Annotated in this window: 13 protein-coding genes; 4 read left to right on the top strand and 9 right to left on the bottom strand. The window is 45.4% G+C overall.

Annotated elements, in window-relative coordinates:
* Window positions 1-95: 95 nt before the first annotated feature.
* The 4 genes from P0M28_RS15585 to P0M28_RS15570 form a co-directional block, all read right to left on the bottom strand.
* Window positions 96-764 (bottom strand): ClpP family protease, encoded by a 669-nt coding sequence (locus tag P0M28_RS15585; RefSeq protein WP_302203342.1) that lies wholly within the window; start codon window positions 762-764, stop codon window positions 96-98.
* 5 nt (window positions 765-769) lie between these two features.
* Entirely contained in the window at window positions 770-1,039 is a 270-nt protein-coding gene (locus P0M28_RS15580) for a hypothetical protein (RefSeq protein ID WP_302203341.1), read from the bottom strand.
* A complete protein-coding gene (locus P0M28_RS15575) occupies window positions 1,020-1,559 on the bottom strand; it encodes an RNA polymerase sigma factor (protein WP_302203339.1) in 540 nt (179 codons plus the stop codon). Before P0M28_RS15575 ends, P0M28_RS15580 begins: the two co-directional genes overlap by 20 nt.
* Before the next feature lie 128 nt (window positions 1,560-1,687).
* Window positions 1,688-2,413: a TVP38/TMEM64 family protein gene (locus P0M28_RS15570; RefSeq protein ID WP_302203337.1), complete on the bottom strand. Its 726-nt coding sequence runs from the start codon at window positions 2,411-2,413 to the stop codon at window positions 1,688-1,690.
* 117 nt (window positions 2,414-2,530) lie between these two features.
* Here P0M28_RS15570 and P0M28_RS15565 point away from each other — a divergent pair, with 117 nt between their 5' ends.
* From P0M28_RS15565 to P0M28_RS15555, 3 genes are all read left to right on the top strand, one after another.
* Window positions 2,531-3,670, top strand: coding sequence for a cystathionine gamma-synthase (locus P0M28_RS15565; protein ID WP_302203335.1), 1,140 nt, complete (start codon window positions 2,531-2,533; stop codon window positions 3,668-3,670).
* 393 nt (window positions 3,671-4,063) lie between these two features.
* Entirely contained in the window at window positions 4,064-7,249 is a 3,186-nt protein-coding gene (locus P0M28_RS15560; RefSeq protein WP_302203333.1) for a cadherin-like domain-containing protein, read from the top strand.
* 2 nt (window positions 7,250-7,251) lie between these two features.
* Window positions 7,252-7,782 carry a hypothetical protein gene (locus P0M28_RS15555; protein WP_302203331.1) on the top strand — a complete coding sequence of 177 codons (531 nt, stop codon included), beginning with the start codon at window positions 7,252-7,254 and terminating at the stop codon, window positions 7,780-7,782.
* A gap of 68 nt (window positions 7,783-7,850) precedes the next feature.
* On the opposite strand, the gene P0M28_RS15550 is transcribed toward P0M28_RS15555, so the two are convergent.
* The 3 genes from P0M28_RS15550 to P0M28_RS15540 all read right to left on the bottom strand — a co-directional run bounded on the left by P0M28_RS15550 (window position 7,851) and on the right by P0M28_RS15540 (window position 13,568).
* The gene (locus tag P0M28_RS15550; protein ID WP_302203329.1) at window positions 7,851-8,348 is read right to left on the bottom strand and encodes a DUF4112 domain-containing protein; all 498 of its coding nucleotides are present in this window, start codon (window positions 8,346-8,348) and stop codon (window positions 7,851-7,853) included.
* Between the two features lie 308 nt (window positions 8,349-8,656).
* Complete coding sequence (locus tag P0M28_RS15545) at window positions 8,657-12,790, bottom strand: choice-of-anchor I family protein (RefSeq protein ID WP_302203327.1); 4,134 nt, start codon at window positions 12,788-12,790, stop codon at window positions 8,657-8,659.
* A 154-nt stretch (window positions 12,791-12,944) separates the two neighbouring features.
* The gene (locus P0M28_RS15540) at window positions 12,945-13,568 is read right to left on the bottom strand and encodes a porin family protein (RefSeq protein ID WP_302203325.1); all 624 of its coding nucleotides are present in this window, start codon (window positions 13,566-13,568) and stop codon (window positions 12,945-12,947) included.
* A gap of 50 nt (window positions 13,569-13,618) precedes the next feature.
* Between P0M28_RS15540 and gldB the strand changes: the two genes are divergently transcribed.
* Window positions 13,619-14,611 carry a gliding motility lipoprotein GldB gene (gene gldB / locus P0M28_RS15535; RefSeq protein WP_302203324.1) on the top strand — a complete coding sequence of 331 codons (993 nt, stop codon included), beginning with the start codon at window positions 13,619-13,621 and terminating at the stop codon, window positions 14,609-14,611.
* On the opposite strand, the gene P0M28_RS15530 is transcribed toward gldB, so the two are convergent.
* Both P0M28_RS15530 and asnB read right to left on the bottom strand, forming a co-directional pair.
* A complete protein-coding gene (locus P0M28_RS15530; protein ID WP_302203322.1) occupies window positions 14,586-15,806 on the bottom strand; it encodes a glycosyltransferase family 4 protein in 1,221 nt (406 codons plus the stop codon). The genes gldB and P0M28_RS15530 overlap by 26 nt on opposite strands.
* Before the next feature lie 170 nt (window positions 15,807-15,976).
* Window positions 15,977-17,854: an asparagine synthase (glutamine-hydrolyzing) gene (gene asnB / locus P0M28_RS15525; RefSeq protein ID WP_302203320.1), complete on the bottom strand. Its 1,878-nt coding sequence runs from the start codon at window positions 17,852-17,854 to the stop codon at window positions 15,977-15,979.
* Window positions 17,855-17,881: the final 27 nt, after the last annotated feature.

Below are 17,881 nucleotides of genomic sequence, written 5' to 3'. Positions count from 1 at the left end.
ACGAAGAAAAGCTCGAACAAAAAAGGAGAAACTTAAAAGCCTCTCCAATCCACCTACCTTAAAACTATCCTTCAGCAGTTATTCAAAATTCTGCTTTATCGGCTTGCTTTGATTTTTGAACCACCATAGAATTCTACCTCTGGATCATTATTTTTCAGCCGGATTAGGTTAGAAGTATCACCGAGTACTTCATCTACCAAACCATATTCCTGAGCCTCCAGTGCATTCAAAAAGCGGTCTCTTCTAAAAAACTCCTCGATCTCTTCCCAAGAATGATTGGTATTTTTACCGATGATATGAAATAGCTGAGCTTGTATCCGCTCCTGCTCACGGGTAGCAATCCGCACATCTTCGGTGTAGCCCTTGGCTCCGCCACCCGTAGGATGCATGTGAATAGTAGCCTGCGCCAAGGCGTATCGTCTTCCTTTAGCCCCGCAGGTTAACAGAGCAGTACCCATGCTTCCTGAAAAACCAACAGCTACGGTTGAAACGGGCGCGGAAATCATTTGCATAGCATCGTAAATGGCCATCCCGGCGTATACACTACCTCCGGGCGACTGAATATACATATCAATTTGCCGGGCGGGGTTCTGACTGTTAAGATAAAGTAATTGCGCTACAATCACGTTGGCGATTTGATCATTAATAGCGGTACCGAGAAAGATAATGCGTTCCTTTAGCAGTAAACTGTAGATATCGTACGCACGTTCTCCTCTTCCCGTCTGGTCAATGACCATCGGAACTACATTGGATTGAATAAGCATGATGATTAAATTTTAAAGTACGACCGTATTTTGGTCTGAAATTTTTTGTAGGCTGAATCGCTGAATACTTTTCTCTGAACCCGGCAGATTTCTGCTCGAAGCTGTTGCCGCCCGTATTCTTGAATCGCCCGATACGTCTGCTTTTGAAAAGCAACACGCTCCGCTAATTCGTGGTTAACCTGCATTCGGGCTTCTATCAGCAACCGATTGCTGAGGTCTCCTCGCTGTTGGATATACTTTTCTATCTGCTCGGTCTCAATCAACGAAGTCCTCATACGTCAGTGATTTTACTTTTACTTGTTCCCGCACTTTTTCTAAGCACTTATATTTCTGAACCGTAGCCGATCGCTCACTACCAAAGCCAAACCGACCGGATAGTTCTTTCATAGAAAGTCGTTCGTAGTAAAACGATTGGAGCAAATCCATACACTTCTTACCAGCTCCCTGCAAAAAGAGCCACAACTTTTCCGATGTAGGCTGCGCCACTGAGTCTTCGCTAATATTGGTATCATCTAGCAGTTCAGTCTTTACACTTTTTTCTTGCCCCTTCAGCCAGATATTTTTACTGATGCCTAAAACATAAGCTTTGTCGCTACGGGCTGGCTCAAATTGGTCAATCACCACTCTTTCGTAGTACACCAGCAAAGCTTCTTGAAACACATCCTGAGCTTCTTCCAGTGTACCACCCTTTCGACTAATAAAGCGAGCCACGGCTGGAAAGCCCTCTAGGTACAAGCGGGTAAATAGCGTTTCTTTGGTGACAGAAGAAACTACGGGTGCTTCGGCTAATGTCATAGTTACTGTTGTTTAACTATAAGTTCCGATTTTTCGAGATATATCACCCAAAAAGCTCATCTTTTTTGCAATATCTAACAAAACTGATCTTCAAGTAGTCAAATCTGGTTCAGATAGCTTCCTCTCCGTCACTTTTGAGTTGTTGATCCTTCTATTTGTTGCTGGAAAATTCGCTTGGCGTAATATCCGGTTCCAATAACTGTAACCATAACCATCACAGCTAAAAATAAGTGTACCGTCACATCACCATCGTGCTTAATCAGAAATCGTATTTCTTGGGCTTGGCTTCCTAGCCAAATAAGGAAGAAAGTACGTGGCAACATTCCTAACCCGCCTCCCAACAGATAATTGCGTAGCGAGACCCCGGCTACGGGAAGTAGCACATTCATTGTAGCAAAGGGCATAACGGGCGACATTCGGGCTAATGCCGTTAACCCTAATTGGTTGTTAACTACCCCCGCCTGAATTTGCTGGGCTAGCAATGCCTGTCGTCCGGGTAGCTTATCCAATAAATTAGTGAGACTATCACAGTCTACCCATCGGGTTAAATGAAATCCAACGAGTGAGGCGAGCATGTAAGCAATTACTACTGCGGGCAAAGCTGAAAAACCTAAGAAGTACCCCGCCAAAAGAGCCATTAGTGAGGTAGGTAATAAAGCTACTCCCATAGCCAAGCAACTTACTAACCCCAATGTTAACCAAACCTCGCCGGAGAAGGCTGAAATAGTGGCTTCGTGCTGAATTACTTGGTAAGAGACAATAGAGCTAGTGAGCAACGGGACTATACTCATCCAGCCAAGTAGTGCTAGTGTGCGGCGATGACTGCTAAGTTTATAACTTGAACGTGAAATCATAACTTTAGTATAGGTAATTGGGTTGTGACCAAGGTTATCGTTGGTTAGTCGATTCTGCCAACCAAAATGTAATAATCTCGTAGGATTGGCTAACTTTCTTTTTTAATACCCACGTCTATGAAATTCGGAACTAAAGTTATTCACGCTGGAGTAGAACCCGACCCCACTACGGGGGCGATTATGACCCCAATCTACCAAACTTCTACCTACGTGCAAGCCTCTCCCGGTGACCACCAAGGCTACGAGTATGCCCGTACGCAAAACCCTACCCGAGCAGTACTAGAAAAGAATCTGGCTTCTTTAGAGAATGGTACCCACGCTCGCTGTTTCGCTTCCGGCATGGCCGCTGTTGATGCCATCATCAAGCTACTCAAGCCCGGCGATGAAGTAATTTCTACTAACGATCTCTACGGTGGCTCCTACCGGATCTTTACCAAAATCTTTGCCAATTATGGCATCAGGTTCCATTTTGTTCCGATGAATAATTTGGAAGCAGTGAAAGAGAAAGTCACCGATAAAACCCGCATGTTTTGGGTAGAAACCCCTACCAACCCCATGATGAACGTGGTAGACATCCGGGCAATTGCCGACTTAGCAAAAGAGCAAGATGCTTGGACGGTGGTAGACAATACTTTTGCTACTCCCTATCTGCAAAACCCTCTGGATTTAGGTGCTGATATGGTGATACATTCGATCACTAAGTATTTAGGCGGTCACTCCGATACCGTAATGGGATCAGTAATTGTAAAAGAAACTTCGCTAGACGAAAAATTAGGGTTTATTCAAAATAGTTGTGGAGCTGTGCCCGGTCCGCAGGATTGCTTTTTAGTACTACGGGGTATAAAAACTCTACACGTACGAATGCAACGCCACTGCGAAAATGGCCGTAAAGTTGCTGAGTATCTGGCTAACCACGCTAAAGTTGACCGGATTTATTACCCCGGCTTGGAAACTTCAGACGGCTACGAAGTAGCAAGCAAGCAGATGCGCGACTTTGGTGGTATGCTTTCCTTTGTTTTGAAAGGCGATCGCATGGAAGATGCATTTCGCACGCTAGAGCAATTTAAAGTATTTGCCTTGGCCGAATCTTTAGGCGGAGTAGAATCGCTAGCTGGCCACCCGGCGAGCATGACCCACGCCAGTATTCCCGAAGAAGAGCGAGTGAAAACCGGGTTGAGTAATTCTCTTATCCGATTGAGTGTAGGTATTGAAGATAGCAACGATCTAATTGAGGATTTAGAGCAAGCTATTGGATAGTTAGCTCAGTGTATTTTGTCGGAAGCAATGGTATTCGCGTGAGTATTTTTGCCAATTTTTGGCATTATTCTCTGATAAAATACATACCTTTCCAACGGCTGTGATTTTTTAGTCTTAGTTCACAGCTCTGTCGCTTATGTACCACTTTTTGGGTTAGGTACAACACTCTGTAAGCAAAAAACAAGTTTTTCTGGAGAAACGGTGAGAAAAACAATCAGTGGTAACAGCTTAGAGTCCGCAAAGAACACGGAAAACAAATAAGCAAGCGACAATGCGTTATGCCCACATAACATAAAATTTACATTTTAAATATAATTAGTTTAATTTTTCTTACATTTGTATAGAATAATAGTAAGTCTGAAATTATTATTGAACAATCTTAACTTTTTATCTATGAGACGACTTTATAAAAAACACTTAGTTCATCTCCCTCAGCGGAAGATACAAGCTAAGTTAGAAACCCGAGACATATCGCTGTTTTTCATACGATCTTTATTCAGTCTATTAGCCATATTTTTGGTAAATGCAGAAACATCGGAAGCATTCTCATCGGTAATGGCACCGCCAACCAGTATTGATTTTGACGAACGGTCTAGTACAAACGATGCTATCGATGATAATACCTTGCCCGGACAGTTCGTTGGGGTAATTGTTCCCTCCGGAGGAACTGGCCCATTTACTTACAGCTTGGTAGCGGGTGATGGTGATACGGATAATGCTCGCTTTACGATTAGTAACGATACATTATACGCTGCTCAATTTATTGACTTCGAGACCCACCCTAACCCAACCAACTTAAGTATTCGGGTTAGAGTAACCGACAATGCCGATGCTGGGTATGAACAAGCAATTGCGCTTAGCATCCAGGATATTGATGAAAATAGCACGGCTAACTTCGGTAGCCAAGGCGATGAATTTCTGGTGAATGATCGAGGTAATAGTATGACTAACCAAGAATACGTTGCTATGGCCGGAGATGATGATGGAAACTTTGTGGTAGTTTGGCAAGACCAAACCGATGGGGTTTTTGGCCAACGCTACAATGCCGTGGCTGAGCCGGAAGGAGATGTATTTAGGGTTGATAACTTAAATAATCGGTCTCAAATACTGCCGGATGTAGCGATGGCCGGTGATGGAAGCTTTGTAGTGGTCTGGCAAGGAGGAGACGACAGACAATCTCAAGACGGAGCTGGTAGTGGAATTATTGGTCGCCGATATTCTAGTGCGGGAGTACCTGAGGATGAATTCGTAGTAAACACAACCGGAGCTGGAAATCAGCTTAATCCAGCCGTAGCGATGAATACTAGTGGAGTATTTGTAGTGGCCTGGAGCGGTGCTGGTGGGGCAGATGCAGATGGCGTTTACGCTCGTAAGTACGATGCCACTGGCAATCCGGTGGGTGGTCAATTTCGCGTTAATACTACTACCATTGGTATCCAAGATGCTGTCGATGTAGCTGTTGTAGATGGTGGCGCATTTTCGGTGGTTTGGCGTAGTGAGAATCAGGCAAGTGTAGCTAGTGCGGGCGACATCTATATTCAGCGCTACGCAGCCAGCAACAATCCTTCGGGTACAGAAATATTAGTAAATACTACTACTGCTAATGACCAAGTGCTGCCAAAAATAGCGGTGACTGATAATGGTCGCCACGTGGTAGTTTGGGAGAGTAAACTACAGGATGGCGATGAAGGTGGCATCTACGCCCAACGTTATGCGGCTAATGGAATTGCTACCGGAACTGAGTTTCAAGTAAGCACACAAACAGTTGGTAATCAGGGAGCTCCTTCAGTGAGTATGAATACTAGCGGTGCGTTTGTTATTGCCTACAAAGGAGTAAATAGTGGTTCGCCGAATAATGATGAAATTAGAGTACAACGCTACAATGCCAACGGAACACCCAATGGCGATGAGTTTGAAGCCAACAAACTGCGGAGTGGTGCTCAGACCTTTCCTGATGTTGCTTTAAACAACAATGGTACTTTTGTAGTGGCTTGGGAGGGTAATAATCTTGGAGACTTCGACATTTACGCCCAACGTTTCTTTACTAACACCGCTCCTACTGCAATTGCCTTAGATAATCAGGTGCTAACCAATGGTAGTCCAGAGAACACCCCATTAGGCACATTCTCTACTACCGATGCTGATGCAGGAGATGAGTTTTTCTACGCATTTGTTTCCGGGGCAGGTAGTGATGATAACGCACTGTTTAGTATTCAGGGCAATCAGATATTTGTAAACGAAAGAGTGGATGCTGCGATAAAACCTAGCTACACGGTAAGAGTTCGGTCTACCGATGCTCTCGGTCTTTTTTCTAGCAATTCGGAAGCGGCATTTGCCATTACCATAGACCAGTCTAATGAGCTGCCTACGATAGCTACCAACACCGGAATTACCGTATTGCAAAGAGATACGGTAACCATCAATCAAGCTGCCTTAGAGGTAACAGACACAGAAAGTGCAGTCGAGAACATTACGTATACTTTAATACAAGAGCCAGCTAACGGCTCTTTGCAAAGAGAGGCTATTGCTCTGGCGGCTGACGAGAAATTCACTCAAGCTGACATTAATAATGGGCTGATTACTTACGTACACGATGGCAGCCAAACCACGGCGGATAGTCTCACCTTTAAGGCCGCCGATGAGGCAGGGGGTACTACTTTAGAAACACAAGTAAGTATCACCATAAACCCGCTTACTCCTCCGGTGGCCAATGCCGGTCCCGATCAGGTGGTTATCGATGAAAACAATGACGGACAAGCCGACGTAGTGTTCGACGGTTCGGCATCTAGTGACTCAGACGGAACAATTGCTAGTTACGTTTGGCGTCAGAATGAGTCTGATGTGGTTAGCGGAGTTAATCCTACTTTGACGTTAGACACCGGTATTCATGTTATTACCTTGGTAGTTACTGATAATGATTTCCAGACTGCTACCGATACGGTAGTAATTACGGTGAATGCCCCGGACAACCTATTACCAACTTTAGCTACCAATGCCGGATTAAGCTTGGCACAGCAGGGCACCACCGCAACAATTACTACTGCCGAATTAGAGGCAACAGATGAGGAAAGCGGGCCGGAAGCAATCACGTTCACTCTGACTCTAGCTCCTGCTAATGGTACACTTCAACTAAGTGGTACCGACCTAGCTGCGAATGGCACATTTACGCAGCAGGATATCAACGGCGGATCACTCAGTTACACCCACAATGGAAGCTCCGAAGCCAGCGATTCAATTAGATTTACCGTAGCCGATGCGCTTGGCGGTACAATCGCTGAAACCACCTTTGGTATTTCAGTTAACATAGTAACCGGACTTGGCGACCAAATTAATGGAGAGATCGTAATGGTATACCCGAACCCTTCCCAAGAATCATTGTACATCAAAATGAAAAATACCGTAGGTGACGTTCGGATAGATGTAAGCAATAGTATGGGAAAACTGCTAAAATCAGTACATTTGAGTGCCTTAAATCTACAAGAAACTCCAGTAGATATTAGTGACCTCACAACGGGCACGTATTTTGTTAGAATTCAAGCAGACAACCAAGCGATAGTTAAAAAATTAATCAAAGAATAATTATGCGAACCGTATTTTCAACATTGTTCCAAAGCCGATACTTTCCAGCCTACTTGCTATCAGCATTAGTAGTTTTAGCAAGCTGTAAAGGTGATGACGGCGGTGATAACCCCACCCCTAATGATCTAACTGCCCAACAAGAGCGTGCTCGGGATTTGGTAGGCACTTGGGCTAGCAACAATGATAACATCACTGCTCCAACCGATACTGAGGATGCTGCCCAACAGGAATTACAGGCTCTTACGATGACTTTTGCTGTAAACAATAATACCGATCTTGCACCAGGGAGTTTTTCATCCGAAGGAGCAGATACCTACTTTAGCGATGGCAGTGGCGCAACTTGGGCTTGGACGTCTAATGACTCTACCAATGTTTCTGATGTAACTTTAAATGCCGTATCTCCCGTAGCTGCTTTTAGCATTAGTAATTTTGACGGAAGCACTATGACAATACGATTTGATTTTGAGGGTGCTTCCACCGGGCGATTTGCGGGAATTGGTGAATATACTATTCAGATGACGAAGCAGCAGTAATCGCAATCGAACGTTCCGAGCGTGGAACCAAGATTATAAAGCCGAGGGAAGAAACACCTTCGGCTTTTTTATGCTATTTGCACTGTAGACAGGTATGACACTAGTTCATACGTTCCGTAGATTAACAGCCCAATTACACCAATAATCGTAGCGGCAACCCCCATCAGTATTCCCGTGCCTTTCCCCTGGTATTTTTTCTCGGCATAGTGTCGTTTAAGCAAACGAATGTTTCGAGTATTCGCTTTGTAGAAGAAGTCAAAGAGATTACCCAGAACCGGAATGCTTCCGAAAAGAGCATCTAAGGCTACATTACCCAGCATCATAATTACTACTTTACGGCTAGCCCCGTGTTTAGCCATATAGTACACCAAGGCACCGGAGATTGCCAGCGAAGTAGCATCCCCCAAACCAGGAATTAAACCCAGAATAGGGTCTAGCCCGAAGCGAAAATTAGTGCCTGGTACTCGGAAGTTGGAGTCCATCACTCGGGTGATGCGGTCTACCCACTTAAGATCAGGAATATTCTGAAAGTGATTATCTTGTGTTTTTGTTACTGATCGTGCCATAAAAAATTGTTTGAATAATTAGTGAGAACTTGTTCGTAGTGTATCTAAATAGTTTCACTCGCTATCTCTAACCTATGAGCAAATCACTCTAAAAAATTTAGTTTTTTCTATTTGTATAAACTCAGACAAAAAGATAAAGTTACAGAGCTACCTTCCGTTCAGCTAGCGGACAAATGGGTAACTAAGCATTAGAAAACGGAATAACAAGCATTAAAACAGACTCAACCTCAACAAAAAGGCGACGCAGAAAAACTACATCGCCTGAAATAAAAGTCTGTACTTAATGAATCATCAAGTTCTTACCGCCTTTATTCTTTTACTATTCGTTTAAGATAGCTTCCCCGGTCGGTAACTACTTTGATGAGATAAATACCCGGCTGATAGCCACTTAAATCTACATCAACTCCCTGAGCCGGAGTGATATCTTCCATTTGATACGGCATTCCCTGCTGGTTCATCAGTACAAAAGAACGGATACTTTCTTTCTCATTCGTTAGCTGTAAGCGAACTTGCTGGTTGGCAGGTACCGGAGAAGCACTCATTGCCATATCGTCAGTTACCATAAACGAAACACTGAGCACAGTTCCGGGCAGTCCGGTGGCACTACGGCTGGTGTAAGGAGTAGCGGTTAGCGTATGAGAACCTACTGGAAGTTCTCCTACTCGGTAATCCCCATCATCGTCACTAAATAGGGCGAAAGGAGCAGCATTCTGGGTTTGGAACGTGCGATCATTCAGCTTGAATATTACACTGGTTACCAATCCTACTACATCAGCCCGCACATTGAGCTTCGTAGTAGGCAGCTCGGCCAGTTTAATTTCAGCACCTTCTTCCAGTGTCATAATATCTTGATTGGTTTCCGCATCTACCAGCACGAACTGGGTAATCATACTTGGGGGGAGTAGCACTTCATCAATCACGTGAATTACTCCATTGGAAGCCAGAATGTCAGCAGGGCCTACGGTAGCTTCGTTTACTTCAATCATCCCATTGACTGAGAATTTTACCGAGGCACCCAGTAGCGTTTCCGTCATTAGCCCGTCGGACAAATTGGTTGAAAGCACTTTTCCAGCTACTACGTGATAGAGCAGTACGTCCGTTAGTAACTGCTTGTCCAACTCGGTAATATCGTGAATACCCAGCGCCGTGAGCAACTTTTCAAAAGCAGCGTTGGTAGGAGCAAATACGGTAAACGGCCCGGGTGAAGACAACGCACCCGCTAAGTCGGCTTTAAGAACGGCATCCACCAGTATGCTGAAATCTTCGGTACGGGTGGCAATATCCACGATAGTGTTGCTCTTAACGATCTCAAAATTGATGCTAAGCGGAGTACCCATCACGCCCGTTCCAGTACGCCCGGTGTAGGGAGTTGCGGTTAAAGAAAAGCTTCCGGGCCGAAAAGCATCCCCATCACTACGATAGTCCCCATCATCGTCGCCAAACAGCGCGTAAGGAGCCGCATTCTGAGGCTGAACTTTCTGGCCGTTTAGTTCGAAGACTACACTTTGGGTGTGCCCGGCTACTTCAGCCCGAACGTTGAATTTATGCGGAGACAAATCGGCTAGTACCAACGTTTCTCCCTCGGAGATTTCTTTAATGTCTTGATCAGTTTTGGCATTTACCAGCACAAACTTAGTGACGGCAGGCGGGGCCTGAACACTGTACACCGAAGTGGAGCCACTAACTTCATTCGCTACCACCAGTAGTGGCGAACCAGTCGGACTATCTTCCGCTGAGATAAATAACAGTCCCTCAGGTGCTAAGTCGCCGGCTTCGGGTAGTTCTTGTTCTACCTCAAAGTTGCGGTTGTTAATGTAGGTGGCAAACGCTGGCTTCATAGGGTTACTTATATCGTACATCATAATGCCACCTACGCGCTCTAGCCCAACGAAAGCGTACATCTTACGGTTGACCATACCGACAGCAACTCCTTCCGGCTCGGGGCCTTTGGCATCGCTGCGGCTATCAAATTTAGCCTCATCGTTCGTGCTATTAAAAAAATCGGGAAGTTCGTGAGCAGTAATTTGCTCAAAATCGTCGCCACTGTCATAAACTAAATTACCAAAGGCATCCCAAATAGTAAATGAGCGAGCACCGTAGGAAAAGATACGATCGTAATCGCCATCGCCGTCCAAATCACCATTTTCCAGCGTGGCATCCAGTCGTCCCAGATTTTCTTCCATCTTTAGCATTTCGGCCTCGGGGAATGCCATTGGGTCAAGCATGTAGTTTTCATCGCCTACTCGTTCTTCTTCTTCGTAGAAATCGTACTCTCGGGCATCGCCTTCGTTAGCAGTTACGTAGTACGTCTGTCCATTAACCATAAAAGACGCAATGCCATCGGGCTGATACATGCCCAGTGTTGGCCAGGATGCGATATTGATAGCATCGTCTCTATCGCTAGCATCAAAGGCATTTAGCTTCTCATCAAACGAAATAATTCCTAAACCCACAGTGGCTAAATCAGGGCCTTCTAGCCCAAAATCGTTATCGTTTAATACAGCTAATTTTCCGTCAGGCAGCAAGGCTAATCCTTCGGGCTTGTCGCTGGGTAGGTATCCGATAGAAGGCAAGTTCAATACTTTTCGCTTGAAAATAGGCATAATGCCCTCTGCTTTTAATTCGTCTGCGGTTAGTGACTCCAGTGTCTTTCCGGAAGTAGCTTCGGATAAAGCGGTGCCTAATATATTAGTGGCCCCAGTCAGATCAATCTCAAAGATAAATTTTTTGTTGGTAGGTTCGGCACCCGAGTCCCGCTCAATAGTGTAAAAGCGTTTGGTAGCCGGATCGTAAACCGCATCGCCCATTTTGTCTACATTGCCGGTGCGGAACGCTGGTTTCTCCAAAAGGTATACGTACTCAGCTACGGGTTCTCCGGTAGCGGGGTTCACTCCAATCATGCGGATAACCGTAGAAGCATCTCCGGTAGCCCGGTCAGGATTAGAAAGCGGGGTTTGGATGAAGGCGTACAAAATTCCTTGGTCGGTATCCAACGCCATAGCTTCAAAACCTCGGTTGCGACGACGGTTGTTGTAAGCGACTGGTAGTGTTTCCGTACCAAAAGTGCCTTCGGCTTCTCCGGCTAAAGCGGCTGTACCTTCAGGAACAATGCGGTCGATTAGTTTTCCGTCGATGCCGAAATGGTAGATCGCCGGGCGGTACTCATCCACCATCCAGTAGGTATCATCACCCGGGTTAACGACAATTCCTTCCAAGTCTGCTCCAAACTCGTCGTATTCCAATAGTTTGAAGTTATTGCCATCAGCGTCGGTAAAGTCAGCCGGATGATCTACGGGTTGAGCCGGAACTTCATCTACTCCGGGAATATTGGGTAAGCCGGAAATGGGTGTGCCATCGGCTCGGGTCAGATCAATTTTCTCCAGCACTTTTACTTTGCCAGAGTGCGTGTCTACTTCAAAGCGAATAATTTGAGCTTGGTAATCCGGAATGAGGAAGGGGCGCACCCGTACTTCGTTTCCATCCGCATCGGTAACATCAGTCGGGTTACCGTTAGGGCCACGGTCGGGCACGGTAATAAATTGATAGCGTCCGTCGCCATTTTCACCCTCGTAGAATAGTGCCGACAAACCTCCGAACGAGATTCCTTGGTCTTCGTCCAGCGCGGGTTCATCAAATTCGTACAAATCTAGGTGGGGCTGTCCTGAATTATGGTCTTTGTAACCTAGCGGAAGAATATCCACGGCTTCTTGAGTAGCGATATCAATTACCGCTACGGCATTATTTTCCTGCAAAGCGACTAAGGCTTGGGTTCCATCGGGTGAGATTGCGATGCCTTCGGGTTCCAAATCTTGGGCTACGCTTTCGGCGTACTCAAAAATGCGGATCCCTTTGTTGACTAAAGCGGTTCGCTGATCGTTGAACTTTTTAAAGTTTACGGTCGCTACCGAAAAATCACTGACTTGAATGATACTAACCGACCCTTCGGGATCAGTGCCATCGTCGGCAGGTTCGCCCTCGTTGGCTACCAGCACCTGGGTTCCGTCGGGGGTGAAGATAAGCATATCGGGTAGGCTCCCCACCGGAACAATAGCTTTGGCTTCAGTAGGATTTTCGCTCAGATCGGCATCGAAGAAAACGACATTGCCGTTACCGTCTTCATCTTCAGCCGTAACAGCAACTAGTCCTTCTTGAGCAGCGATACTAGTAATTCCGGCTCCGGGTAACACTCCCCCCACGTCGAAAGAAAAAAGTAGCGTTGGTTGAGACGGATCACTTAAGTCAAGAACGTCGACTGCCCTGTTAGCTCCGTTGGTTAAAAAGAGCCGTTGTGTACCGGGATCGTAGGATGGGATCTCCGCTCCGCCATTATCAAAAATTCCGGTTTGGTATGTTCCTAAAAGCTGCAAATCTTGCCCGAAAGCAGAAATTTGAAATAGTAAGCAGCATAAAAAAGCAAAAGATAGAGGAAAAATTCGATTCATAGGTGTAATTGGTTTATGTAAGTTGATCTCCTGATAATGAAGGAGTTAAACTAATGACAACTCAATATTCTACCAATCGAGATTTATTACTAAATCATGAATCCTTTAGTCAAAAAATAACAGAAAATTGATAAACAAAACTACCAGACAGTAGTTAAAACTTGATTCCCATATCCAGGCTAAAGAGATCATTTTTGATAACAACGTCGCCTACGTTGGCATCGGTAGAGCGCACTACATTGCCTAACCCTCGGCGATAACTAAAGCCTCCGAACAAAATGGTATTGTACCCAAGTCGGTATTCGGCTCCGGTACCCAGTAAAAGGGATGCGTCTACCGGACGAAACTCCGAAATAAATTGCGGATCATCGCTCAAATTATCTTCCAAAATTTTAATATCTAAGGCAAAACCTGCTTGAAAGTAAAGGCGGACATCTAGGGCAATCTCATTCGTAAACAGTTTAGCCGTAGCCGGTAGTTGGATGCAATGCAGCCGATACGCTTCCTCCGTGCCGGTAGTCCGGTTCCTGATTCCAACTCGTTTGGGAACAAAAAAGAGACCACTAGAAACATAGTAGTTTTCCTGAAACATGTAGTCAACCAAAGCTCCCGCAATCAGCCGCCCGCCTACGCCATCATTATCAAACTCCGAGAGGGCTTCATCATCATCGAGCCGATTAAAACTGAGGGTAGGGGATAGCTGTAAACCTAATTTTACCTGAGCCTGAGAGCTGATGTAAGAAAAACTGAAAAATAGTAGCAGAATGTATTGTACCATCAATAAATTATTTTGAGGAATAATCCGTTTTCCCAACAAAGTAGCTTTTTATGCGCCTGAATTTCATGTATCTGTTATCGTTGCTCGCGCTTATGTGTTCGTGCCAACCGGATTATTGTTCTAACGAAGTAGACGTATCGGATATTTCCGTTGATGTGGAGATCATTCGTCTGGAAGATAAAATATTCTCGGCTCAGTCTTCAGCCGAACTTCGTGAACTATTCCAACCTCACACCCAATATCGGCAACGATACGCGAATTTAAGCGGAACTGCCGAAGATTCGCTTTTTTACCAAGAATATTTTCGCATCATTCAAGACCCGTATATTGATACGCTTTATCAACAGACTAAATCGGTATTTTCTAATATCGAGAGCCTGGAAACCGACTTTGAGCAAGCCTTTCGGCACATAAAGTATTACTACCCTAACTTTCAGCCACCCCAGATTTACACCACCTTTACCGGACTGGGTAGCTTGGGGAGTGATTTGTTAGTAAGCGATAACCTGATTGTAATTAGCCTAGATTTTTTCTTGGGTGATGGAGCACGCTTTCGCCCTCAGACACACGATTACATGCTTACGCGCTATCGGCCGGAATACATTGTTCCCAGTAGTATGATGATTCTCTCCGATAAATTCAACAATACGAATAGGGAAGATAACAGTCTGCTAGCCGAAATGATTTACTACGGTAAGAGCTACTACTTTATGCAGCAGGTGATGCCTTGCCTACCCGATACTCTTATTGCGGGCTACGATGGGGTAGGAATGAACATCGTTACCGAGAATACAAAAATGATATGGTCGCACTTTATTGATAACGAGCTGCTGTACGAAACCAGCCATACTGTGATACCACGTTACGTAGGAGAACGACCGAGCGTAGTAGAAATTAATGCGAAGGTTCCGGGACGAGTGGGTCGCTGGCTGGGTTGGCAAATTATCCAGAATTACAGCCAGAGAACTGACCAAGACCTACCTCAAGTGATGCAGAAAGGCGATGCTCGCCAGATTTTTATACAAGCGAAGTACAGGCCGTAGCTTCTACTGGCGGACGAGAAGGTTCTAGTATATTACGCAGAACTGTAACTTGCTTTTCTCGGCTAAACTCCCGCTCGGCTAAATCCCGAGCATTACGCTGGCAGATTTCTAGCAAGGTTCGATCCGTAACAAAAGGAGCAAGCTGGGCTACTAACTTTTCGGGGTATTGGGGCGGAGCGTAAAATCCACAGTGGTTATCTTCTATTAACTGGGCAATCCAACCAGCGGTGTTGGTAATGCACATTTTTCCGGCAGCCAGCGCATCAAAAAATTTGTTAGGACTACCTGCCTGCAAAACCGGGTGGTTGGCAAACGAGATATACAGTGCATCGGTAATATTGAGTACCGACAGCAAGCCGTATTTATTTTGATGGTCAACAAAAGTAATATTGGTAATTGCTCGTTCTTCGGTCGACTTCTTCAGGTGCGGTAGTTCACTGCCCTGCCCCACTACCAGAAACTGCACTTCTGCTAATCCTTTACGCTGACAAGCCTCCGCCGCATCTAGCAAATAATCTAGCTGGTTTACCTTGCCAATGGCTCCGAAGTACGTGACCACAAACTTATTTTCTACCTCGAACTGTACCTCGTGGTAAATATTACGTTCCGATTTGCGAAAGAACTGACAATCCGCCATGTTGGGAATCAGGTAGATCGGTTTATGGGGCACAATACGCCGAATGTGTCGCTCAATATCGGGTGATAAAGCCACTAGTGCCTCAGCTTGCTGATAAATGCGCTTTTCCCAGCGGCGAAGATAGCGCTGAAGCCAGCGGTTTCGGAAAACGCCCATCTGAATAGGAGCTTCGGGCCACAGGTCTCGAACCTCAAACAGAAAAGGAATAGCGTACCGCCAGCGATAGTACCCAGCAATTAAACCTACCGTAAGCGGAGTAGAAGTCGCGTACACCCGATCTACGTTTTTAAACAGCGGTGCTTTTCGGCAAGCGTACCAGACAAACCACAAAAAGGCTTGAATGCGCTTCCACTTTGAGAAATTTTGCGTGTAGGGAACCGGCAGATAGTGTACAAAAATACCGTCTACCAGCATTTTCTTATAAGTTAGCTCATTATGAGAAGTGAGCACCGTTACCTTATGTCCGGCATCAACCAGCCCCTTAGCCAAGTAGTATGATCGTATGGCTCCTCCTTCTTCGGGAGTTTTAAAGTACTGGTGAACATAAAGAATATGCATACGCCGGAAGGAAAAAATAAAAACGTAAAATACAAGGATTTCTGTTAGTTGCCTAATGAAGTTTTATATCTGTCTCATCGAAATAAGTAAGTTTTTATAGTATCATTACACAGGCACTCAATTAACGCGGGATCATCTTCTTTGTTGAATAAATTTTGCAAGAAAATTTTCTAAAAATCTTGGTGGCTTAACCAAGCAGATAAAAGCATGACGGACCACAATTCCGCACTGTAATCTTGATGACCTTTACGGTGCGATGTAAGTAACTGATTTACTGGGTTGAAGGAGATATATTGGTAGATTGGCAATTGGTCATCTTCCAAATACTGGCGAATGATGGTTGATTTTTCTTCCCTGAGCCAGTAACCAAACGGAAGTCCGAACCCTTCCTTCGCCCGGCGGGTAAACGGCTTTCCCCCGTATTGATTTAACAAATTTTGTAGCATCCATTTTCGCCCGTATTTCAACCGGAACGTGGCGGGAAGCGACTCTACGTAACGAACCAACGGCGCGTCTAGGTAAGGAACCCGAAGCTCCAAACTATGAGCCATGCTGCTAACATCGCTCATCTGAAGCACATCTTCTACCAAATAATTTTGCTGATCGTGCTGAAGTGCGAACGATAGATGCCTTTCTACGAAATCCTTCTCAGAAGAAGAGTCATCCGCCGGAGTTACTGAGGAGCAGTCTTTTAGGTTAGAAGATGTTACAAACTGAAGAAAGGTAGTTTCGGGGTCATCCGATAGCGACCCGGCAAATTTCTTAAACAAGCGAAACGGTTTACGAAGTGGGTGATTAAACCCTGATGGTAATACTGATGCTAGTGCTTTACTGGGTTTGGCGAGCCACTTGAAGAGAGAGTAGTGTTTGAGGTAACGATAATACGCTTGGTGGCGATTGTACCCCCCAAACAACTCATCCGCTCCGGCACCGGAAAGCACCACTTTCACATGCTGCCGGGCTTCTTGAGATAATAAGTACGTCATCAGGGCTCCGCTATCGCCAATGGGCTGATCGGATTGCTGAATGAATTTCTCGAAATTTTCCTCAAATAGCGATTGTGTAAGTGACACCTCCCGATGGTAGCTGCCAAACTGTTGAGCCGCTTGCTGAGCGTACTGATAGTCCTCGGTGCCAAAGTGTTTCTCCTGAGCTCCGTTCACAATGGAGAAAGTAGGAATCGGCGAAACGCCAACCTCCTTCATCAGTGCCAACAGCAGGGTAGAATCCACTCCGCCACTTAGGAATAATCCGCAAGGTACATCTGCGGATAGGTGGCGAAGTAGAGCATCTTTTAATAATTCCTCTACTTTCTTCTGCGTTTCTGTTTCTGGTGGAAAAGTATCCCGTTTCTCTTCGGGAAAATTTGTAAACTTCTGATTCTGACTGGCTGATGAGGCTTGATGAGTCAGATAAGTCCCTTCGGACAAAGCACGTACTTCTCGGTAAAGCGTACGACCTTTTTGCGGATAACGAAAACAGAAGTAGTGGTCAATTTGCGAAGTAGCTAGCTCAGTAGAAACTAGGCCAGAAGCCAAGATGCTTTGGGAAGAAGAGGAGACAACAAAGAACTGCTCATTCTCCGCATAATACAAGGGTTTGATGCCTAATGGGTCGCGAGCCAACAACAGTCGTTCTTCCTTCCGGTCATAGAATGCTAGCGCAAACATGCCCTCGAGCTGAGACAGAGCGGCCTTACCCTGCCTGATCAACATTTTAAGTACTACTTCAGTATCGGAATAGGTAGAAAATATTTCGCCCTGCCCTAAGAGTTCATTACGAAGTTCGGGAAAATTGTACAGTGCCCCGTTGTACAGCAGCGCGTAACGCTCGTCGGCTGAAACCATTGGTTGGTTGGCTCGATCGTCCAAGTCAGTGATCTTCAACCGCTGACTGCCTAGAAATACTTGTTGCTGGCGACCCGTCCAGTGTAATACTTGAGTAGCATCGGGGCCTCGGTGAGCACTCAAGTCCATCATCCGATGCAGAGCAGCCCGAACGTCATGAGGGGTGTTTTTTTTAGCGATGATAAGGTGGATACCACACATAGTCGACTACAAGCATACAAAATGCAT

Origin of the sequence: Tunicatimonas pelagia, assembly GCF_030506325.1 — a bacterium.
In the GTDB taxonomy this organism is placed as follows: domain Bacteria; phylum Bacteroidota; class Bacteroidia; order Cytophagales; family Cyclobacteriaceae; genus Tunicatimonas; species Tunicatimonas pelagia.
Note: the sequence above shows the minus strand (reverse complement) of the source record. Positions and strands in the feature narration are given on the sequence as shown.